General features: G+C 62.7%; 22 protein-coding genes and 1 tRNA gene. 20 read left to right on the top strand and 3 right to left on the bottom strand.

The features are described from left to right. Positions 1 to 269 precede the first annotated feature (269 nt). The 5 genes from coaD (at position 270) to tgt (ending at position 4,236) form a co-directional block, all read left to right on the top strand. Complete coding sequence (gene coaD, locus J2X76_RS19375; protein WP_113129655.1) at positions 270 to 764, top strand: pantetheine-phosphate adenylyltransferase; 495 nt, start codon at positions 270 to 272, stop codon at positions 762 to 764. A 27-nt stretch (positions 765 to 791) separates the two neighbouring features. Continuing rightward, on the top strand, positions 792 to 1,364 hold the full coding sequence (locus J2X76_RS19370; RefSeq protein ID WP_310218923.1) for a peptidylprolyl isomerase: 573 nt from the start codon (positions 792 to 794) through the stop codon (positions 1,362 to 1,364). A gap of 84 nt (positions 1,365 to 1,448) precedes the next feature. Beyond that, positions 1,449 to 1,958 carry a peptidylprolyl isomerase gene (locus tag J2X76_RS19365; RefSeq protein WP_310218922.1) on the top strand — a complete coding sequence of 170 codons (510 nt, stop codon included), beginning with the start codon at positions 1,449 to 1,451 and terminating at the stop codon, positions 1,956 to 1,958. Between the two features lie 65 nt (positions 1,959 to 2,023). Further along, positions 2,024 to 3,109, top strand: coding sequence for a tRNA preQ1(34) S-adenosylmethionine ribosyltransferase-isomerase QueA (queA, locus tag J2X76_RS19360; RefSeq protein ID WP_310218921.1), 1,086 nt, complete (start codon positions 2,024 to 2,026; stop codon positions 3,107 to 3,109). Continuing rightward, the gene (gene tgt, locus J2X76_RS19355; RefSeq protein ID WP_113129659.1) at positions 3,106 to 4,236 is read left to right on the top strand and encodes a tRNA guanosine(34) transglycosylase Tgt; all 1,131 of its coding nucleotides are present in this window, start codon (positions 3,106 to 3,108) and stop codon (positions 4,234 to 4,236) included. Before queA ends, tgt begins: the two co-directional genes overlap by 4 nt. Positions 4,237 to 4,273: 37 nt before the next feature. Here the strand turns inward: tgt and J2X76_RS19350 are convergent, their stop codons facing one another. Continuing rightward, entirely contained in the window at positions 4,274 to 4,693 is a 420-nt protein-coding gene (locus tag J2X76_RS19350; RefSeq protein WP_310218920.1) for a DUF4864 domain-containing protein, read from the bottom strand. 285 nt (positions 4,694 to 4,978) lie between these two features. Between J2X76_RS19350 and J2X76_RS19345 the strand changes: the two genes are divergently transcribed. The 4 genes from J2X76_RS19345 (at position 4,979) to J2X76_RS19330 (ending at position 7,557) form a co-directional block, all read left to right on the top strand. Next, positions 4,979 to 6,133: an MFS transporter gene (locus J2X76_RS19345; protein ID WP_310218919.1), complete on the top strand. Its 1,155-nt coding sequence runs from the start codon at positions 4,979 to 4,981 to the stop codon at positions 6,131 to 6,133. 140 nt (positions 6,134 to 6,273) lie between these two features. Further along, entirely contained in the window at positions 6,274 to 6,858 is a 585-nt protein-coding gene (locus J2X76_RS19340; protein ID WP_162732345.1) for a J domain-containing protein, read from the top strand. A 76-nt stretch (positions 6,859 to 6,934) separates the two neighbouring features. Beyond that, complete coding sequence (locus tag J2X76_RS19335) at positions 6,935 to 7,417, top strand: GNAT family N-acetyltransferase (protein ID WP_310218918.1); 483 nt, start codon at positions 6,935 to 6,937, stop codon at positions 7,415 to 7,417. Positions 7,418 to 7,467: 50 nt separating this feature from the next. Continuing rightward, positions 7,468 to 7,557: transfer RNA gene (locus tag J2X76_RS19330), tRNA-Ser, on the top strand. Between the two features lie 271 nt (positions 7,558 to 7,828). On the opposite strand, the gene J2X76_RS19325 is transcribed toward J2X76_RS19330, so the two are convergent. Beyond that, positions 7,829 to 8,476 carry a TetR/AcrR family transcriptional regulator gene (locus J2X76_RS19325; RefSeq protein WP_310218916.1) on the bottom strand — a complete coding sequence of 216 codons (648 nt, stop codon included), beginning with the start codon at positions 8,474 to 8,476 and terminating at the stop codon, positions 7,829 to 7,831. Positions 8,477 to 8,566: 90 nt separating this feature from the next. Between J2X76_RS19325 and J2X76_RS19320 the strand changes: the two genes are divergently transcribed. The 3 genes from J2X76_RS19320 to J2X76_RS19310 are packed head-to-tail and all read left to right on the top strand — an operon-like array spanning position 8,567 to position 10,556. Further along, positions 8,567 to 8,740 (top strand): hypothetical protein, encoded by a 174-nt coding sequence (locus J2X76_RS19320; protein WP_310218915.1) that lies wholly within the window; start codon positions 8,567 to 8,569, stop codon positions 8,738 to 8,740. A 16-nt stretch (positions 8,741 to 8,756) separates the two neighbouring features. Then, a complete protein-coding gene (locus J2X76_RS19315) occupies positions 8,757 to 9,650 on the top strand; it encodes an NAD(P)/FAD-dependent oxidoreductase (RefSeq protein WP_310218914.1) in 894 nt (297 codons plus the stop codon). Between the two features lie 42 nt (positions 9,651 to 9,692). Next, positions 9,693 to 10,556, top strand: a complete 864-nt coding sequence (locus J2X76_RS19310) for a class I SAM-dependent methyltransferase (RefSeq protein ID WP_310218913.1) — start codon at positions 9,693 to 9,695, stop codon at positions 10,554 to 10,556. A gap of 61 nt (positions 10,557 to 10,617) precedes the next feature. Here J2X76_RS19310 and J2X76_RS19305 read toward each other — a convergent pair whose 3' ends face one another. Next, entirely contained in the window at positions 10,618 to 11,337 is a 720-nt protein-coding gene (locus J2X76_RS19305) for a Crp/Fnr family transcriptional regulator (RefSeq protein WP_113285698.1), read from the bottom strand. Between the two features lie 138 nt (positions 11,338 to 11,475). Here J2X76_RS19305 and J2X76_RS19300 point away from each other — a divergent pair, with 138 nt between their 5' ends. The 8 genes from J2X76_RS19300 (at position 11,476) to J2X76_RS19265 (ending at position 19,328) form a co-directional block, all read left to right on the top strand. After that, complete coding sequence (locus tag J2X76_RS19300) at positions 11,476 to 11,724, top strand: DUF6894 family protein (RefSeq protein ID WP_310218912.1); 249 nt, start codon at positions 11,476 to 11,478, stop codon at positions 11,722 to 11,724. A gap of 256 nt (positions 11,725 to 11,980) precedes the next feature. Continuing rightward, entirely contained in the window at positions 11,981 to 13,036 is a 1,056-nt protein-coding gene (locus tag J2X76_RS19295) for a septal ring lytic transglycosylase RlpA family protein (RefSeq protein ID WP_310218911.1), read from the top strand. A gap of 67 nt (positions 13,037 to 13,103) precedes the next feature. Further along, complete coding sequence (locus tag J2X76_RS19290; protein WP_310218910.1) at positions 13,104 to 14,270, top strand: D-alanyl-D-alanine carboxypeptidase family protein; 1,167 nt, start codon at positions 13,104 to 13,106, stop codon at positions 14,268 to 14,270. A 51-nt stretch (positions 14,271 to 14,321) separates the two neighbouring features. Beyond that, positions 14,322 to 15,020, top strand: a complete 699-nt coding sequence (gene tmk, locus J2X76_RS19285) for a dTMP kinase (RefSeq protein WP_405030067.1) — start codon at positions 14,322 to 14,324, stop codon at positions 15,018 to 15,020. Then, the gene (locus J2X76_RS19280; RefSeq protein ID WP_310218909.1) at positions 15,017 to 16,045 is read left to right on the top strand and encodes a DNA polymerase III subunit delta'; all 1,029 of its coding nucleotides are present in this window, start codon (positions 15,017 to 15,019) and stop codon (positions 16,043 to 16,045) included. Before tmk ends, J2X76_RS19280 begins: the two co-directional genes overlap by 4 nt. A gap of 120 nt (positions 16,046 to 16,165) precedes the next feature. Continuing rightward, positions 16,166 to 17,719, top strand: coding sequence for a methionine--tRNA ligase (gene metG, locus J2X76_RS19275; protein ID WP_310218907.1), 1,554 nt, complete (start codon positions 16,166 to 16,168; stop codon positions 17,717 to 17,719). 10 nt (positions 17,720 to 17,729) lie between these two features. Continuing rightward, on the top strand, positions 17,730 to 18,503 hold the full coding sequence (locus tag J2X76_RS19270; RefSeq protein WP_310218906.1) for a TatD family hydrolase: 774 nt from the start codon (positions 17,730 to 17,732) through the stop codon (positions 18,501 to 18,503). 3 nt (positions 18,504 to 18,506) lie between these two features. Beyond that, positions 18,507 to 19,328 (top strand): MBL fold metallo-hydrolase, encoded by an 822-nt coding sequence (locus tag J2X76_RS19265; protein WP_310218904.1) that lies wholly within the window; start codon positions 18,507 to 18,509, stop codon positions 19,326 to 19,328. Positions 19,329 to 19,533: the final 205 nt, after the last annotated feature.

The following is a 19,533-nucleotide window of genomic DNA, read 5'->3' as shown; positions in this document are numbered from 1 at the left end:
TCTTCCGGCCCGAAGGCGACGATGAAGGCTTCCAGTGCAAAAGCGAGAACCACGGCTCCCAACACCAATAAAGCCAGCATTTCTGGTCGTTTCTCCCGATATACCGACGGGTCTTGCGCCCGCCACGATCGTCATAAGACCACAGCGCCGCTGAAATGCCCTTGAACGGGCCATTCATATTTCGTTCAGAATTGGAGATGCTTGCGGTAAGGCGGCTTCCGTGACAAAAGGCGCCAGGAAATTTCGCTGAAACAGGCCCGGACCTCGGCATGACCACCGCTTTTTATCCCGGTTCGTTCGATCCGATGACTCACGGCCATCTCGACGTGCTCGTCCAGGCGCTCAATGTCGCCGACAAGGTGATCGTCGCGATTGGCATTCATCCGGGCAAGGTGCCGATGTTCACCTTCGAAGAGCGTGCCGAGCTCATCAGCGCCTCGCTCGCCGAGGCGCTGCCGGGCAGGGCCGGCCACGTCTCCGTCGTCGCCTTCGACAAGCTGGTGGTCGATGCCGCCCGTGCCAATGGCGCCAGCCTTCTGATCCGCGGTCTGCGCGACGGTACCGATCTCGACTACGAGATGCAGATGGCCGGCATGAACCGCCAGATGGCGCCGGATATCCAGACGGTTTTCCTGCCGGCGGGCACCGCCTCGCGGCCCATTACGGCCACATTGGTCCGGCAGATCGCGGCGATGGGCGGCGACGTCAGCGCCTTCGTGCCTGCCGCGGTCCTCAAGGCCCTGAACAACAAGCTGAAACGCTGATCGTTTTCGAACCCCGGAGTTCTTTCCATGAAACTGCTTCGTCTTGCCGTTGCCGGCGCTCTCGCCCTCGCGTCGATGATCCTGCCGGCTCTCGCCGCACCCGATGATATCCTGACCATTCAGCTGAAGGACGGCCCGGTGGTGATCCAGCTGATGCCGGAAGTCGCGCCGAAACACGTGGCCCAGATCAAGGCGCTCGCCGCCAAGGGCGAATACGACAATGTCGTCTTCCATCGCGTCATCAACGGCTTCATGGCCCAGACCGGCGACGTCCAGTTCGGCAAGCAGGGCGGCAAGAGCTTCAACCCGGCCCGCGCCGGCATGGGCGGCTCCGAAATGCCGAATATTCCCGCCGAATTCTCGAAGGTGCCGTTCGAGCGCGGTATCGTCGGCATGGCGCGGTCGCAGGACCCGAATTCCGCAAACTCGCAATTCTTCATCATGTTCACCAAGTATCCAAGCCTGGACGGCCAGTACACCGTGGTCGGCAAGGTCGTGTCGGGCATGGAATTCGTCGACAAGATCAAGCGCGGCCAGGGCGGCAATGGCGAAGTCACCGACCCCGACAAGATGATCAAGGTCATCGTCGGCAAGAAGTAAGCGGCAAGACGTAAAGCCGCTGGAAATAAACGAAGGGCGCCCCGTCGCGGATGACAATCGGGCGCCGTACCAAGGAGAAAGCATATGGCCGAGATCAAGGATCCGGAAAACACCCTCATCATGGAAACCACCAAGGGCAAGGTCGTCATCTCGCTTCTGCCAGACCTCGCGCCGGGCCACGTCGCCCGCATCAAGGAACTCGCTCGCGAAAAGGCCTATGACGGCGTCGTTTTCCACCGCGTCATTCCCGATTTCATGGCCCAGACCGGTGACGTGAAGTTCGGCAAGCAGGGTTCCGAGAGCTTCAACCCGGCCCGTGCCGGCATGGGCGGCTCCGAGAAGCCGGACCTGAAGGCTGAATTCTCCGCCGTTCCGCACGTGCGCGGCACCTGCTCCATGGCCCGTTCGCAGAGCCCGAACTCGGCCAATTCGCAGTTCTTCATCTGCTTCACCGACGCTCCGTGGCTGAACAAGCAGTACACCGTCTGGGGCCAGGTCATCGAAGGCATGGACTTCATCGACCAGATCAAGAAGGGCGAGCCGGTCAAGGATCCGGACTCGATCGTTTCCGTCCGCGTTGCCGCCGACGTCTGATCTCACGTAACAGAATGGCCCGCTCCGTCTGTCGGCGGGGCGGGTTTCTTATTTCTGGAAAATCCATGCGCGTCGATCTCTTCGACTTCGATCTGCCGGAAGAAAACATTGCGCTGAGGCCGGCAAGCCCGCGCGACAGCGCCCGGCTGCTCGTGGTTCGGCCGGAAAGCGAGCCGGTGCTTGCCGATCACCGTGTATCCGATCTGCCGGCTTTCCTGAAACCGGGCGATGCCCTGGTCTTCAACGACACCAAGGTCATACCGGCACAGCTCGAGGGCGTCCGCCACCGGGAAGGGGCGGGCGGACAACAGGTTTCCGCGACGCTGCATATGCGGGTCGCGCCGGATCGCTGGAAGGCTTTCGCCAAGCCCGGCAAACGCATCAAGATCGGCGACCGGATCGAATTCGGTGATAGTGGCAATGCCTGCCTGATCGGTTCGCTTGCCGCGACCGTGGAAGACAAGGGCGAAGGCGGGGAAGTGACGCTGCGCTTCGACCTCTCCGGCCCGGCATTGGACGAGGCGATCATGGCGGTCGGACATATTCCGTTGCCCCCCTATATCGCCGCGAAACGCCCGGAAGATGCGCAGGATCAAAAGGACTACCAAACCATCTACGCCCGCGAGGAGGGCGCCGTCGCGGCTCCGACCGCCGGTCTGCATTTCACGCCGGACCTGTTCGCTGCCCTCGATGCCGCCGGTATCGAACGGCATTTCGTCACTTTGCATGTCGGGGCGGGCACGTTCCTGCCGGTCAAGGCGGACGACACCGCGGACCACAAGATGCATCAGGAAATCGGTCATGTCAGCGCCGAGACCGCAGCAAGGCTGAACGCGGTGAAGCGTGCCGGCGGCCGCATCGTCTGCGTCGGCACCACCTCGCTCAGACTGATCGAAAGCGCCGCGGCCGATGACGGCACGATCAAACCGTGGAGCGGCGCGACGGGCATCTTCATCACGCCCGGTTACCGCTTCAAGGCGGTCGACATGCTGATGACCAATTTCCATCTGCCGCGATCGACGCTGTTCATGCTCGTCTCGGCCTTTTCGGGGCTGGAAACGATGCGGTCGGCCTATGCCCACGCGATCGAAACCGGCTACCGCTTCTATTCCTATGGCGATTCCAGCCTGCTTTTCCGGGACAACCGATGACCGAGACTTTCCAGTTCAATCTCAAGGCCACCGATGGCGGCGCCAGGCTCGGCGAAATCACCATGCCGCGCGGCACGATCCGCACCCCGGCCTTCATGCCGGTCGGCACGGTCGGCACGGTTAAGGCCATGTATCTCGACCAGGTGCGCGACACCGGCGCCGACATCATTCTCGGCAATACCTATCACCTGATGCTGCGGCCGGGCGCCGAGCGCGTCGCGCGGCTTGGCGGCCTGCATGAACTGATCCGCTGGAAACATCCGATCCTCACCGATAGCGGCGGTTTCCAGGTGATGTCGCTGTCGGGCTTGAGAAAGCTCGACGAGAAGGGCGTCACCTTCAAGAGCCATGTGGACGGCAGCCTGCACCATATGTCGCCGGAGCGCTCGATCGAGATCCAGGGCCTGCTCGGCTCCGATATCCAGATGCAGCTCGACGAATGCGTGGCGCTGCCCGCCGAACCGAAGGAGATCGAGCGGGCGATGGAACTGTCGCTGCGCTGGGCCGAACGCTGCCGCGTCGCCTTCGGCGATCAGCCGGGCAAGGCGATGTTCGGCATCGTCCAGGGCGGCGACCAACCAGACCTGCGCATCCGCTCGGCCGAAGGCCTGAAGCAGCTCGATCTCAAGGGCTATGCGGTCGGCGGCCTCGCCGTCGGCGAGCCGCAGGATGTCATGCTGAAAATGCTGGAGACGACGCTTCCCGTCCTGCCGTTCGAAAAGCCGCGCTACCTGATGGGCGTCGGCACCCCCGACGATATGCTGAAATCGGTGGCGCGCGGCATCGACATGTTCGACTGCGTCATGCCGACAAGGTCCGGCCGACACGGGCTGGCCTTCACCCGCCGCGGCAAGGTCAATATCCGCAATGCCCGCCATGCGGAGGACATGCGGCCGCTGGACGAGGAATCGAACTGCCCGGCCGCGCGTGACTACTCCCGCGCCTACCTGCACCATCTCGTGCGCGCCGACGAGGCACTCGGCGGCATGCTGCTCTCCTGGAACAACCTGAATTATTATCAGGACCTGATGAAGGGCATCCGCCAGGCGATCGCCGAAGGCCGGTTCGCGGATTTTTATGCCGAGACGCAGGAAGCCTGGGCCAAGGGCGATATCGACCCGGTCTGATCGGCTCGTCCGATCGGCCTCTGGTGGAGCCTCGCGATCAGATGCCCTGGCTGGCGGTGTTGCGGATCATCCGCACACCGTTGACCTTGTAGGACCCGTCGTCCATCAGCCGCATCTCGTAGATGGCCGTCCAGTCCTTGCCTTCCTTGGCGCTGATCATCACCTCCTGCAGCACCACTTCGCCGCCGCCGATCATTTTCGAACGGCCGAAAGCGTAGTTGCCGGCGTGATAGACCGGCTCGTAGGCCTTGCGGACCATATCCAGAAACCGGTCCTTGTTGGGATAGAGGCTGCGAATGCCGGGCGAGGCGAAGGAATAGGCCTTTTCCGCGTCGTTATGCATCAGCGCGGCGATCTGGCTCGCGATCACCGCCTGGGGATTGGCGACCGGATCCTCGGCCTTGGCTGCTGTAAAGAAACAGAGAGCGAGACACAGCACGACAAATCGAACGAGCATCGGACTTTCTCCAGGGGCGAGCACCAGAAGGCTAGCGCTTTTCGGCTGAAGGAGAAGATGACGCCTGCAGATTTTCCGCGCAACGCCTTTCTTCGAGGTAGGCGAAATGCGAAGGATGACAGGGTGATGACGCGTCGATGCAGACGCAGCCGTTATCCGCACATTTTCGCGATATTCCGCCCGCAGGCGGCGCAGGGCAGGGTCCCGCTATCGCCGCTTGTCGATGGGCGGCGACGCTGTCAGGAATGCGGCGGGAATTTTGATTCGCCCGGACATGCAATTTCGATGAAAAGCCTTTTGCCGCCCGCTCTGCTCTATTTCAGCAATGCGATCCTGTTCATTTCGCTGTTTACCCGGCTGCCGGCCATTCAGGCCTCGATGGGGATCGACAAGGCGGCGCTGGGGCTGGCCCTGCTCAGCGCTCCGGTCGGCACGTTTCTCGCCCTGCCGATCGCCGGCCGCATCAACGATCGTTTCTCGCCGCGGCTGACGGCGCTGGTCACCTTGCCGATCTGCGCTCTTCTTACTCCGGCCCTGACCGTCCTGCCGGTCACGGGCTTTGTCATCTGCTTTTTTCTGTTCGGTTTTTTCCGCACGATTTTCGACGTCGCCGCCAACATGATCTCCGCCGGCATCGAACAGCGCACCGGCCGCAAGGTGTTGTCCCGCAGCCACGGCTTCTGGTCGGTCGGGCTGCTGGTGGGATCCTTGTGTTCCGGTTTCCTCGCCGAAAAGGCGGTGACGCCCTTCGTGCAGCAGACGCTCGCCACCGGTTTCGTCATTGCCGCCTGCCTGTTCGTCTTCTGGGTTACGCCGAAGGAGCCGGCGCCGGAGACGCCGCCCGACCGCAAAGGTTCGGCCTACGTGCTTCCCGACCGGACGATCCTGCTGATCTGCGTAATGGTTTTCGGCCTCTGCATCGTCGAGGGCGCGATCTACGATTGGGGCATCTTTTTCCTGCGCGAACAGTTGAAGGCCGATCCGGCGATTGCCGGCATGCTCTATGCCGCCTTCACCGTCGGCATGGGCTTGACGCGGCTGTCGGGCGACATGCTGCGGGACGGTTTTGGCCCGCGGATCCTGGTCAGGGCCTCGGCCGTTTCGGTCGCGGCCGGGGTCACGCTTCTGGTGGCGACGCCGAACCTGACGCTTGCGGGTATTGCGCTTTTCCTGATCGGCTGCGGGGTGGCGCTTGCCTTTCCGCTGGCGGTCTCGACGACGATCGCGCTCGGCAAGGGCAAGCCGTCGGAAAATCTTGCGGCGCTGTCGCTGACGCTGATGCTATCGACGATCGGCGTCCCGCCGCTGCTCGGTTTCATCGCCGAACATGTCAGCCTTGTCGCGACCTTCCTCGTGCTTCTGCCCTGCGTGGCAGTCAGCTTCCTGATGGCTCCCGTCGCCGAAGGCCGCCGTCTGGCCTGGCCGCGTCGCAGAACATAGCCCGATCGGACTGGTCTGTGGGAAAGACGGGCAGGGGCGTGACCCTGCCCATAATTGGCCATAACCGTGGGCGAGGGGTTGAGGCAACTGGCCTTAGCCGTTAGACAATGAAATCGGATTTGCCGAAAACAGGTGACACTGTGATCGACCCTTATGAGATGCTTGGTGTTTCGCGCGAGGCGGATGGCGTTGCCATCAAGTCGGCCTATCGCAAACGCGCGAAAACGGTCCATCCCGATGCCGGCGGCGACGTCGATGCGTTTGGAAAACTGACGGCATCCTATGAACTGCTTTCGGATCCCGTCCGCCGCAAGGTCTATGACGATACGGGTTACGACCCGGAACTCGCCGATACCAAGGACCTGCAGGGCCTGGTGATTCTCGAGACCCTGGTCAACGAGATCATTCTCGACGAACGCGAGCCGGGCAGTTTCGATCCGGTCGCCGCCATGCGCCGCAAGCTCACCGACAAGATCGTCAACGCCCGCTTCCACATCCTCGAGATGGAGCGGCACCGCGCCCGCATCCGCAACCATATCGACCGGATCGGCCGCAAGCCGGACGCGGACGTGCTGGGACGCATGCTGCGGTCCCGCTGCGAGGCGATCGACGATGCGATCGGCAAGGCGGAGACCGAGATCGAGAACATCGAACAGGCCTATGGCATGCTCGACGGTTATTCCTACGAAGTTGAAGTCGTCGAGATCAAGACCGCCGCCGAGTGACCGCGGCGGTATGTGTCTTGACACCGAACTCCGCTTCAAGACATAGCTTCAGCCCATTCAATTCAAAGGGTTTTCCATGGCGTTGACCATACGTGAGGCCGTCCGCGGGGATGCCGCGACGCTGCTCGGGTTCATCCGCGAACTGGCGATCTACGAAAAAGCCGAGCACGAGGTTGCGGCGACCGTCGAGACGATCGGGAACTCCATTTTCGGCGAGACCTCTGTGACCAGAGCACTGGTCTGCGAACAGGACGGCGTACCCGTCGGCATGGCCATCTGGTTCTTCAGCTATTCCACCTGGCAGGCCAGGAACGGTCTCTATCTCGAAGATCTGTACGTGACGCCGAAGGCACGCGGTCTCGGCGCCGGCAAGGCGATGCTGAAGCGCTTGGCGCGGATCGCGGTGGAGAACGGTTGCGGCCGGTTCGAATGGAGCGTGCTCGACTGGAACGAACCGGCGATCCGCGTCTACGAGGCGATCGGCGCCGAACCGATGTCCGAATGGATCCGCTACCGGCTTTCGGGAGAAACGCTCAGGAGTTTCGCCGAGGACCGGTAATGAGACGAGGTTGACGCTGGACGGGCTCCCGTTATAAAGCCAGCGCACAGGGAAGAGTGTCCGAGTGGTTTAAGGAACCGGTCTTGAAAACCGGCGTGCGGGAAACCGTACCGTGGGTTCGAATCCCACCTCTTCCGCCAGCCCCGCCGATGTCCCTCCATGATCCGATATCGCCGCCGATCACCGCACATGCCATGCGGCGCAGGAACCGCCGTTTCCACGCTATTGCCCGATACTTGCGTGCCCGGGCCGGCAGTGCGGTATCTTTCGACCGGAGCAAGCTATCCGCAGGGAAAATCGAGATCCCAAACGCGGCCATGCGCAAACGTGCCGCTTGCAGTGTAGCCCGGCCCACTATGACGAAGCGCCTTGACGACGGCCCCGGCCAAGCTGCCCGGAGCAATCAGATGCTTATCCGCCCGCGTGGGCGTTGCCGCCGTGCGCGGCGATGAACATGGTGACGGCCGACCGGCAATAGGATTCGATTTCGTTGTCGTCCTCTGCTCTCGCCTCATCGAAACGTGCGATACTCAGGAGATCGGATCCCTTGAAAAGCGCGCCAAACAAGCGGGCGGACTGGAGAGGATCGGGCACGTTCAGAACCGCCTTCGCGTGCAAGCGACGCAACAGGGCCTCGATTTGGGCGATGATGTGGGCAGAGCCGGCTTCGTAATGGAGCTGGCTTAACGACTTTTGATTCGTCTTGTCGGCCAGGACCACTGCTTCGATATTGCGGACGTCCGGGCGCAACAGCGTGCGAAGCAGGGATGATCCCACCGCCATGAGCTGATCTTCGGCCGAACCGTCGACCCCTTCGAAAAGGGCCTGTGGTACAAACTGATTGCAGCGGGCCGCAAAGGAAGCGCTGAACAGCGCCTCCTTGTTCTCGAAGTGCCGATAGATGCTGAGCTTGGATATCTTCGCTCGCTGGGCGACCTTGTCCAACGTCGTCCCTTGAAAACCCAGTTCCGCAAAGAGTTCGCCCGCGGCGTCGACTATCGTTTGGCCAAGCGCCTCGTTGGCGGGGCGGCCGCGTCGGCCCTGGCTGTTTTCGGTCACGACAATTCCAGTACTTGACAGTATCCTAATTCATGAATTACGATACCATACAGTTTCCAAAACATGCAAGCCATTGGGTAGGTTTCAACCATGTCCTCCAAATCCGGGCTGCCCGGCGATATCGAATGCGGCAGGGTCCGGTCGATCAATACAGTGATGGGCGACTTTCTCGCCGATCCCGAAGCCCTGTTCGCTGCCCGTTTCGAGCGCGTTTCGCTGGACGACATCGCGCGCCAAGCCAGACCCAACCCCCTCCACCCGTAACACGGAGCCCATCCCCATGGATAACGTCATCATCATCGGCGGCAGCTTTGCCGGTCTCGCCGCCGCCCTGCAGCTCGGCCGTGCCCGCCGCAAGGTCACCGTTCTCGACACCGGCCTGCCGCGCAATCGCTTCGCCGGCCGCTCGCATGGCGTGCTCGGCCACGATGACAAGCCACCATCGGCCATCCTGACCGAGGCGCGGCAGCAACTCGCGCGATATCCTGCGATCAAAATGGTCAATGCCCGCGCCCAGAGCATCTCCGGTGCCATCGACAATTTCTCCGTCCTCACCGGCGACGGCGAAACCCTAAATGCGCGCCGCGTGATCCTGAGCTACGGCGTTGTTGACCAGATGCCTGCTGTTCCAGGATTTGCCGAAAACTGGGGCACATCCGTCATCCCATGCCCCTATTGCGATGGCTTTGAAGTCGCCGGCCAGCATTGGGGCCTTGTGTGGTCGGGTCCGCAGTCGATGAATCAGGTCAGACTGTTTCACGATTGGACCGACAGGTTGACCGTCTTCGCCGACGGGCACAACATTGCACCCGACATCCGGGCCGATCTGGCGGGCCGTCAGGTACCTGTCGTTGATGGCCGGATCACCGGGATCGCCCGTCACGGGAGCCATGATGCCACCATCAAGCTCGATACCGGCCCCGATGTCGCGGTCGATATCCTGTTCGCGCATCCGCGCAACAAGCCGTCCGCAAGCCTGCATGAATCATTGGGCCTCGCCACGGTCGATACGCCAACCGGCATTGCCCTCAAGACCGACGAGCGCCGCGAAACCAGCATGCCCGGCATTTACGCCGCCGGCGACCTCGCCAACCCCGGTATCCCCTCGGTCACCACGGCAACATGGCAAGGCGCGATGGCGGGTATCTTCGCCCAGCAGTCGATGCTGGTTTGAGCGCACCGATTCCTTTCTTGGGTTGCAGAACAAGGATATGTCATGGCACAGCAAAATGCCGATCAGGTCGCCGACTGGACTGGCGAAAGCGGGGAGCGCTGGGTCGCTTACCAAGCCCGGCTCGATGCCATGATGGCGGTATTCGGCCATGCCGCGATCGAAGCCGCCGCGCCCGCTGAGGGCGAACGCGTGCTGGACGTCGGCTGCGGCGCGGGGGCGTCCAGCCTGGATCTGGCCGCCCGCGTCGGCGCGAGGGGCCATGTGCTCGGCGTGGACATATCCGAACCGCTGATCGGCAGAGCGCGCGCGCTGGCGCCGCAGGATACGCCGGTCCTGTTCCAAGTGGCCGACGCCAGCAGCACCGAATTGCCCGAAGGCGCGTTCGACATCCTGTTCTCGCGCTTCGGAGTGATGTTCTTCGGCGATCCGACGGGCGCGTTCAGTCATATGCGCCGTGCGCTCAAGCCGGGAGGGCGGGTCGCTTTCGTCTGCTGGCGCGGCATGGCCGAGAACGATTGGGTGCGCCTGCCGATCGCCGCGATCAAGGGCATCATCCCGCCGACGGCGCCGCCCGATCCCGAAATGCCCGGCCCGTTCTCGTTCGGCGACCGGGGGCGGTTGGCGCGAATCCTGACGGCGGCCGGTTTCAACGATATCGCTATAGCGCCTTTCGATGCTTCCATCGCGTTTGGCGAGGGCGCGACGCGCGACGCGGCGATCGACGACGCGGTGAAGATGACGTTCGAGGTTGGCCCGCTCGCGCGCGCGCTCGCTGATCAGCCCGACGACATCCGCGCCCGCGCCTCGGCCGCGGTTCGTGCCGCCTTCGCGGGCCGCCCCGGCGACCGGTCGGTGATGATCGACGGCGCGACGTGGATCGTCACCGCGCACAATCCGATCTCATAGTTCTCATCTCCCTCGGGCGCCGCCCGCCAGTATTGCATTTTCGGATCCTGCCAGACCCCTCTCATCGCGGCTCCGCCGAAAGGCTCAGGTAGGTCGGATCGAATTCTGCCACCTCCTTCAGTCGCGCCCAGTCGAGAATGGTGATGGTCTGATTGTTCCAGGAGATCAGGCTTTCCCGCCTGAGTGTCTGGATGACGCGGTTCATGTGGACGAGCGACAGGCCGAGCACGTCGGCCATCTCGCTTTGCGAAAGCGGCAGGTGAAAGCTCCAGCTGTCGGTGCGGCGGACCACCCCCAGCCGGACATAGAGTTCACAAAGGATGTGGGCGAGATGGGATGCCTTGGAGCGCCGCCCCATGGCGACGATCCAGGCGCGGTGGATCGAGCCGTGGATCAACGTGTCGAGCCACAGCATGCGGGTGAGGTGAGGGTAGCGTTCCGTCACGATCTTGAGGTCCGCATGATCTGACAGGCCGACGCGGCATGGCGAGAGGGCGACGACACCGTGATCCATGGTTTTCAGCAGGAAGGCGTGCAGATCGACAAAGTCGCCTGCGACGTGGAGCGCCGTAATCTGCCGCATGCCCTCAGCCGTCAGCTTGTATCGGGCTGCGAACCCCTCGACGAGCAGACTGCTCTGGCCCGGTCTGGAACCCTCTACCACAAGATCCTCTCCGGCGGAAAAGCGCTTTTCGCGGACCACGATGCGCCTGAGGATGTCGCGCTCTTCATCGGTAAGGACATCATGCTGTTCGAGGTTGAGAAGCAGGGGATCGATCACGGTTTTCCTCGATGGAGATCAATTTCCAGATGGAAACGGATGAGGACGCCATATGATCCCTTGAAATGGCTGACCGTTGGTCGGAACAAATTTCCGCACCGGTAATTCGGTCGGTCGTATCAAGGCAGCGAGCATGGCATGGCGCGATATTTCTTCGATCTTATCAATGGCGACGGAGCTGTCCGTGACGATCAGGGGCAGGAAGTCTCGACCCGCGAGGGGGTGACGCGGGAAGTGAGCCGGATCCTGGCGGACCTCGCCCGCGATGAACTGCCCGACCGGCAGAACGGGGCGATCTCCATCAAAGTCCGCGACGAACGGGGCCACCCGGTGTTGACCGGCCATCTGTTATTCCAGACGCAGTGGCATGATGAACCGGAGATCTAATTGCGTAGGGGGAAAGTCTATGCGCGGTTAGACTTGGTTTCCAAACAATCAATCTTTATAAATCATTAACCATATCAAATAGAATTTTATCTATTTGCCCGATTTCGTTCGCATTTTCGCCACGTTGCTAGCAAGAGTTCATCTCCATTGCGTCCGTGGCATAGGGGTATGTCCCGGACCGGTTCAATGGCTGTGAAAAGCGATGCGGTCGCGAGGGCCGCTGGCAGCCTATTGCAGTGAAGGCGGCATGGGACGGATGAGTTTGGGTTTGAGTGGCGGCAAGCTTTCGCTGGGTGCGAAATGGCTCGGGGTGACGATGGTCTGTGCGGGAATGGCATCCTGCGCAACGACGGAGGCGCCGACCAAGTCGAAGCCCAGAAGCAAGGAATATTTCTCCGAAAAGGAATACGGCGTTAAGGCCAGCCCGCGCGTGGTAAGCGATGGCCGGCCCGTGCCGAAGGGGGGCGGGCGCTTCATGGTCGGCCAGCCCTACGAGGTCAAGGGTCAGACCTACGTTCCCAAGGAAGATCCGAATTATAACAGGAGCGGACTTGCCTCCTGGTATGGCTCGGCCTTCCACGGTCGCCTGACCGCCAATGGCGAAGTTTACGACAGCGACCACCTGTCGGCCGCACATCCGACCTTCCCGCTGCCGAGCTATGCGCGGGTGACCAATGTCGATAACGGCACCTCGGTCATCGTTCGTGTGAACGACCGCGGCCCGTATCATCCGGGTCGCATCATCGACGTTTCCGACAAGACGGCAGAGATGCTCGACATGAAGCGGATCGGCACGGCGCGCGTCAACGTGCAATATGTCGGCCGCGCCCGCATGGACGGGAATGACATGCCGTTCCTGATGGCGTCCTACATCCGCAAGGGCGATCGCCTGCCGTCGATCCGGCCGGAGGGCCAGATCGCAACGGGCGTGATGGTCGCATCGAACCAGACGTTCGGCGATCAGCTCCAGAGCTACGGCTCGCCCATGCCGCGTCCGACCGCGCTGGCGGGCCGCACGCCGAGCGGCCCGGCGCCGGCCTCCGCCGCGCCCCAGGCCTTCGAGGCGTTCGAGAATTTCTCGATGCTGCCGCATGTCGGCCCGCTTCCGATGGAGCGGCCGGTGGCCGGCGCCGTTGCCGCGCCGGCCCGTCAGGTCGCCTCTTCCTATCCGGTCGAAGCTCAGGCACGGCAGCCGCAGGCGCGGAACCTGGAATCGGCCTACGCATCGGCCCCGCAGGGAAGAGCTCCGCAGGTCATGTTCGGCAACATGGTGCTGGAAGGCCCCAGGTCCGCTCAAAAGCCCGTGCGCTGACTGAAGGGCGATTGCGGGGTGCAATCGCCGCTGCTACGCATGGGCAGGAACGGTTCGTGGGGTGATCATGCGGCGCCTGCTGATTCTTTTCTGTCTGGTATTCCTGCAAGCCGGTGCACCTTTGGGCGCCGCAAGCGCGCAGGAGCCGCCGCCCGCTTTCGTGACCAAGGCCAAGCAGGTCTACATGGTCGAGGCGAAAACCGGCACGGTCCTGCTTGCTTCCAATGAAAACCAGGGTTTCCCGCCGGCGTCGCTCGCCAAGCTGATGACCATGGAACTGGTCTTCAGCGCATTGAAGCGCGGCGAGATCACCCGCGATACCACTTTTCCCGTTTCCGAATTCGCCTGGCGCACCGGCGGCGCGCCCTCGGGCACGACAACCATGTTCGCGGCGCTGAAATCTCAGATCCGCGTCGAAGACCTCGTCAAGGGCGTCGTCGTCCAGAATGGCAACGACGCCTGCATCGTGCTTGCGGAGGGTATTTCGCATTCCGAGCGGGAGTTTGCGGCCCGGATGACGGCGCGCGCCAAGGATCTCGGTCTCGGGCGCTCCGTCTTCGGCAATTCCACCGGCCTGCCGGACCCGGAGAGCCGCACGACCGCGCGCGACCTTGTCGAGCTCTCCCGCCATATCTATCGCGAATATCCGGAATTCTATCCGATCTATGCGCAGCCGGACTTTACCTGGAACAAGATTTACCAGCGCAACAAGAATCCCCTGTTTTCGCTCGGGATCGGCGTCGACGGGCTCGGCGCCGGCTTTGCGGAGGGTTCGGGTTATGCCCTGGTGGCATCGGTTGCCCGCAACGGCACGCGGCTGTTCCTGGCCATGGGCGGGCTCGCAAGCGACAAGGAACGTCTGGAAGAGGCGCGGCGCGTGCTCGAATGGGGGCTTTCCTCGTTCGAGACCAGGGTCCTGTTCAAACAGGGTGAGGTGATCGGCCAGGCAAGCGTCTATGGCGGCATGTCGAGCCATGTCGATCTCATCGCCAGGGAGCCGGTCGATATTTACCTCCCCGCCAACAATCCCGATCGCCTGTCCGGGCGAATCGTCTATCGGTGGCCGCTCAGGGCTCCGGTGACGGAAGGCCAGGATGTCGGCGTGCTGAGAATTTCGGCCGGCGACCGCGTGGTGCGCGAAGTGCCGCTGGTAACGGCAAAGCCCGTCGGAACCGGCAGCCTCGTCAGCCAGGCGACGGATGCCCTGCTGGAACTTATGTTCTTCTGGCTTTGACAACCCGATGTTTCGCAGCGCACCCATATGGGTTATAAGCTTGAGCATAATATGAGTGCGGAAAGACGCGTGGCAGAACATTCCGGATTGTTCGTAACATTCGAAGGCGGCGAGGGGGCTGGCAAATCCACCCAGATTCGCCGGTTGGCGGATCAGCTGCGCCGCCGCGGCCATGACGTGCTGATGACCCGGGAGCCTGGCGGCTCGCCGGGGGCAGAAGCCGTGCGCCACGTTCTGCTCTCCGGAGCTGCGGAAGAATTCGGCGTGCGCATGGAGGCGATCCTGTTTGCCGCCGCCCGCAACGACCATGTCGAGGAGGTGATCCGGCCGGCGCTCGAAAGCGGCGCCATCGTGCTCTGCGACCGGTTCATCGATTCCTCGCGGGTCTATCAGGGCGTCACCGGCAATCTCGAGCCGGACTATATCGAGGCGCTGCAGCGGGTGGCGATCAACGGGGTTGTGCCCGATTGCACGCTGATCCTCGACCTGCCGGCCGAAGTCGGCCTGAAGCGTGCCCGCAAGCGCGGCGCCGACAGCGCGCCCGATCGCTTCGAGCGCGAGGAGATCGAGACGCACGAAAAACGCCGCGAAGCCTATCTGGAAATCGCCGAAGCGGAGCCGGAACGTTGCCGGGTGGTCAATGCCGAGCGTTCCGAAGACGAGATCGCCGATGAGATTTTCGCGATCGTCGAGCCGCTGGTGCGCGAACTGAGCTTCACCCAGAAGAGCAGTGCGGAATCGGTCGGATGAGCGACGAGGCAGCCGGCATTCTGGACGGCGCCGTGCCGCCGGCGCGCAATCCGCATCTCTACGGCCATCACGCAGCCGAGGATTTTCTGGCGCGCGGCTACCGCTCCGGAAAAGGCCATCACGCCATCCTGATCGAAGGGCCGGAAGGCATCGGCAAGGCGACGCTCGCCTTCCGTTTCGCCAACCACGTTCTGTCCCATCCCGATCCTGCGACGGCGCCTGACCATCTAGCCGATCCCGATCTCAATTCGCCGGTCAGCCGGCAGATCGCTTCCGGCGCCTCGCACAACCTGCTGCATCTGGCCCGCCCGGTGGACGAAAAGACCGGCAAGGTAAAGACGGCGATCACCGTCGACGAGGTGCGCAGGGCAGGGCATTTCTTCTCCCAGACATCCGGCACCGGCAACTGGCGGATCGTCATCATCGATCCGGCCGACGACCTCAACCGCAATGCCGCGAACGCCATCCTGAAGATCCTCGAGGAACCGCCGCGCCGCGCGCTCTTCCTGGTCCTCTCGCATGCCCCGGGAAAACTGCTGCCGACGATCCGCTCACGATGCCAGTCGCTGCGGCTGTCGCCGCTCGGTGACCAGGACCTTTCCAGGGCGCTGGCAGGTCTGGGCACGCGGCTCGATGGCGGCAAGACGGAGGAAATGGTGCTGGGTTTATCCAAGGGCAGCGTTTCCCAGGCCCTGAAACTCCTGAACTACGGGGGCACCGAGATCATCTCCGCCTTCGAGGAGGTGATCGCCGCCGACGGGCCGACGGCCCGCAAGGCGATGCACCGGCTGGCGGACGTGCTGTCCGGCAAGGACAGCGACGTGATCTTCGGCTTTTTCCTCGAACACCTGAGCGACCATCTGATCGACCGCGCGCGCCACGCCGCTCTGGCCGGCGATCTCCCGACGGCCGACCGGCAGGCGAAACTCGTCAGCGACATGAACGAGAAGATCACCATCGCCCAGGCCTATAATCTCGATCGCAAGCAGACGATCCTCTCGATCCTCGACGCAGCGCGGCGCTGACGTGAGGGCAGGGGTGGGAACCTCTGCCGGAACTTTGTGTTTCGCATCCGCGAAACATGCGCTAAGAGCGGCATGAGCTGAATCCCCAAGTGCCCCAGATCCACGCGCCCGAGTGCCCCGATGTCCGACAAGACGCCCTATTACATCACCACCGCGATTTCCTACCCGAACGGCAAGCCGCATATCGGCCATGCCTATGAGTTGATCGCGACGGATGCCATGGCGCGCTTCCAGCGCCTCGACGGCAAGGATGTGTTCTTCCTGACCGGCACCGACGAACACGGCCAGAAGATGCAGCAGACGGCGCGCGCCGAAGGCATCACGCCGGAAGCGCTGGCCGAGCGCAATTCCGGTGAATTCCGCTCGATGGGCAAGCTGCTCAACGCATCCAACGACGATTTCATCCGCACCACCGAGCCGCGCCACCACGAGGCTTCCAGGGACATCTGGAACCGGATGGCCGACAATGGCGATATCTACAAGGACACCTATGCCGGCTGGTATTCGGTGCGCGACGAGGCGTTCTACGCCGAGGACGAAACGTCGGTGCGCGACGGCGTTCGGTACGGGCCGCAGGGAACGCCGGTCGAGTGGGTGGAAGAGTCGAGCTACTTCTTCAAGCTCTCCGAATACGGCGACAGGCTGCTGAAGCATTACGAGGAAAACCCGGATTTCATCGGCCCCAACGAACGCCGCAACGAGGTGATTTCCTTCGTGAAGTCGGGCCTCCGCGACCTGTCGGTGTCGCGCACCACCTTCGACTGGGGTATCAAGGTACCCAATGACCCGGCGCATGTCATGTATGTCTGGGTCGACGCGCTGACCAACTACATCACCGCCACCGGCTATATGGAAGACCCGAACGGCCCGCGTGCCAAATACTGGCCGGCGGACGTGCATATCATCGGCAAGGACATCATCCGCTTCCACGCGGTCTACTGGCCGGCCTTCCTGATGTCGGCGAAGCTGCCTTTGCCGAAGCGCGTTTTTGCCCACGGCTTTGTGCTCAACGCCGGCGAGAAGATGTCGAAGTCGCTCGGCAACGTCGTCGATCCGTTCGAACTTCTGGAGAAGTTCGGGCTCGACTACGTGCGCTATTATCTCTGCCGCGAGATTTCCTTCGGCCAGGACGGCAATTGCAACGACCAGCTGATCGCCACCCGCGTCAATGCGGATCTGGCGAACGGCATCGGCAATCTTGCAAGCCGTTCGCTGTCGATGATCGTCAAGAACTGCGACGGCCATGTGCCGGAACCGGGCGAGCTGACCGATGCCGACAGGGAGCTGCTGGCGGCGGCCGACGGCCTCATCGCCATCTGCCGCGAGGAAATGGACAAGCAGCTGATCAACCGTGCGCTGGCGGCGATCATCGGCGTCGTGTCCGATACCGACCGCTATTTCGCGGCGCAGGCGCCGTGGGTGCTGAAAAAGACCGATCCGGCCCGCATGGGCACGGTGCTCTATGTCACGGCGGAAGTCGTGCGCCAGATCGCCATCCTGCTGCAGCCGTTCATGCCGGGCTCTTCGGCCAAGCTGCTCGATCTGGTGGCCGCGCCGGCCGACAAGCGGGATTTCGCCGCGCTCGGCGAGGTCGGACGGCTGACACCCGGTACGCCGCTCGAAGCACCGACGCCGGTCTTCCCGCGTTATGTGGCGCCTGAAGCGAGCGCGTAAGGCCTTTTCCATGCTGATCGATACCCACTGCCACCTGGATTTTGGCGAGGAGCGCGACGCGATCGTGTCGCGCGCCCATGAGGCCGGCGTCGGCCAGATGGTGACGATTTCGACGCGGGTGCGAAAACTCGACGGACTGCTGGCGCTCACCGAGCAATATCCGTCGGTCTTCTGCTCGGTCGGAACCCATCCGAACAATGCGGGCGAAGAGCTGGATATCCAGACGAAAGACCTGGTGCGGCTCGCCAACGCGCATGAAAAGATCGTCGCGATCGGCGAGGCCGGGCTCGACTATTTCTACGACACCCAGACGCCGGCCGACCAGAAGACCGGGCTGATCCGCCATATCGCCGCCGCCCGCGAAACCGGCCTGCCGCTCGTCATCCACAGCCGCAGCGCCGACGAGGACATGGCCGAGATCCTGACCACGGAAAGCGGGAAGGGGGCCTTCCCTTTCATCCTGCATTGCTTCTCGTCCGGAGCCGAGCTTGCCCGGATCGGCGTCGAGCTCGGCGGCTACGTCTCGTTCTCAGGCATCCTGACGTTCCCGAAATCCGAAGACCTGCGCGCGATCGCTAAAACCGTGCCGCTCGACCGGCTGCTGGTCGAGACCGACGCACCGTATCTGGCGCCGAAACGCTGGCGCGGCAAGCGCAACGAGCCGTCCTACGTGGTCAATACCGCCGAAGTGCTCGCCGAATGCATGGGCGTCAGCTATGAGGAAATCGCCAGGATCACCACGGAGAACGCATTCCGCATCTTCTCCAAGATGCCGAGGCTCTGACCGGTGACGACATATCGGCGGCGCTTCACCATTCTCGGCTGTTCGTCGTCGCCCGGCGTGCCGCGGCTGAATGGCGACTGGGGCGCATGCGACCCGGCAAACCCGAAGAACCGCCGCACCCGCGCCGCCTTCATGGTCGAGCAGATCGCGCCCGACGGCGGCAGCACCGTCGTGGTGGTCGATACGGGGCCGGATTTTCGCGAGCAGATGATCGCCGCCAAGGTGCAGCGGGTCGATGCGGTTCTTTATACCCACGCGCATGCGGACCATCTGCACGGCATCGACGACCTGCGCGGTTATTTCATCCTGCAGCACCATCGCATTCCGATCCATGCGGATCCGTTCACCATGGACCGGATCCGCCAGGGCTTCGGCTACTGCCTGGAAACGCCGCCTGGCGGCAATTATCCGCCGATCGTTCGGCCGTTCCTGATCGAGACCATGGACGAGCCGATCATCATCGACGGGCCCGGCGGTCAAATCCGTTTCCTGCCGCATCTGCAGGTCCATGGCGACATCCATTCGCTGGGCTTCCGGATCGGAGACGTGGCTTATTGCAGCGACGTCAGCGATTTTCCGCCCGAAAGTGTCGCAAGGCTCGGCGGGCTCGACGTGCTGATCATCGATACGCTGCAATACAGATTTCATCCGAGCCATCTGTCGCTCGAACAGGCGCTCGAATGGATCGCGAAATTCGCGCCGAAACGCGCGATCCTGACGCACATGCATCTTCCGCTCGACTACGACACGGTGATGGCGGAAACGCCGCCGCATGTCGAGCCGGCCTATGACGGCCTGACGATCGAAGTCGCCGTCGAACTTTGATCCTTGCCGTTGCCCGGTAGTGGCGAGCGGAGCCGGACTGCCGAAGGGATCGAGACTTGCTGCTTTCCGGGGTATCGGTTAGTTCCATAATCTATCTTATGCGATCTTCGTTTGTAAGGGCTATTTAGTAATGCGACAGTTGGGCCAGTTAGAGATGCGACAGTCTCGCCTCTCGATGCGCTGGTCAATGCCAACGTCGGGAGCA

The organism is Neorhizobium sp. 2083 (assembly GCF_031455615.1).
Classification (GTDB): Bacteria; Pseudomonadota; Alphaproteobacteria; order Rhizobiales; family Rhizobiaceae; genus Neorhizobium.
The sequence above is the reverse complement of the archived record's forward strand: the minus strand, read 5'-3'. Positions and strand labels throughout refer to the sequence as shown.

Excerpts from the sequence above, each read along its gene's own strand:
- queA (WP_310218921.1), top strand. The coding sequence starts at position 2,024 with ATGCGCGTCGATCTCTTCGACTTCGATCTGCCGGAAGAAAACATTGCG.
- J2X76_RS19335 (WP_310218918.1), top strand. The coding sequence starts at position 6,935 with ATGGCGTTGACCATACGTGAGGCCGTCCGCGGGGATGCCGCGACGCTG.
- metG (WP_310218907.1), top strand. The coding sequence starts at position 16,166 with ATGTCCGACAAGACGCCCTATTACATCACCACCGCGATTTCCTACCCG.
- J2X76_RS19320 (WP_310218915.1), top strand. The coding sequence starts at position 8,567 with ATGTCCTCCAAATCCGGGCTGCCCGGCGATATCGAATGCGGCAGGGTC.
- J2X76_RS19280 (WP_310218909.1), top strand. The coding sequence starts at position 15,017 with ATGAGCGACGAGGCAGCCGGCATTCTGGACGGCGCCGTGCCGCCGGCG.
- J2X76_RS19350 (WP_310218920.1), bottom strand. The coding sequence starts at position 4,693 with ATGCTCGTTCGATTTGTCGTGCTGTGTCTCGCTCTCTGTTTCTTTACA.
- tgt (WP_113129659.1), top strand. The coding sequence starts at position 3,106 with ATGACCGAGACTTTCCAGTTCAATCTCAAGGCCACCGATGGCGGCGCC.
- J2X76_RS19365 (WP_310218922.1), top strand. The coding sequence starts at position 1,449 with ATGGCCGAGATCAAGGATCCGGAAAACACCCTCATCATGGAAACCACC.
- J2X76_RS19310 (WP_310218913.1), top strand. The coding sequence starts at position 9,693 with ATGGCACAGCAAAATGCCGATCAGGTCGCCGACTGGACTGGCGAAAGC.
- J2X76_RS19290 (WP_310218910.1), top strand. The coding sequence starts at position 13,104 with ATGCGGCGCCTGCTGATTCTTTTCTGTCTGGTATTCCTGCAAGCCGGT.
- J2X76_RS19315 (WP_310218914.1), top strand. The coding sequence starts at position 8,757 with ATGGATAACGTCATCATCATCGGCGGCAGCTTTGCCGGTCTCGCCGCC.
- J2X76_RS19370 (WP_310218923.1), top strand. The coding sequence starts at position 792 with ATGAAACTGCTTCGTCTTGCCGTTGCCGGCGCTCTCGCCCTCGCGTCG.
- J2X76_RS19300 (WP_310218912.1), top strand. The coding sequence starts at position 11,476 with ATGGCGCGATATTTCTTCGATCTTATCAATGGCGACGGAGCTGTCCGT.
- coaD (WP_113129655.1), top strand. The coding sequence starts at position 270 with ATGACCACCGCTTTTTATCCCGGTTCGTTCGATCCGATGACTCACGGC.
- J2X76_RS19345 (WP_310218919.1), top strand. The coding sequence starts at position 4,979 with ATGAAAAGCCTTTTGCCGCCCGCTCTGCTCTATTTCAGCAATGCGATC.
- J2X76_RS19295 (WP_310218911.1), top strand. The coding sequence starts at position 11,981 with ATGAGTTTGGGTTTGAGTGGCGGCAAGCTTTCGCTGGGTGCGAAATGG.
- tmk (WP_405030067.1), top strand. The coding sequence starts at position 14,322 with ATGAGTGCGGAAAGACGCGTGGCAGAACATTCCGGATTGTTCGTAACA.
- J2X76_RS19270 (WP_310218906.1), top strand. The coding sequence starts at position 17,730 with ATGCTGATCGATACCCACTGCCACCTGGATTTTGGCGAGGAGCGCGAC.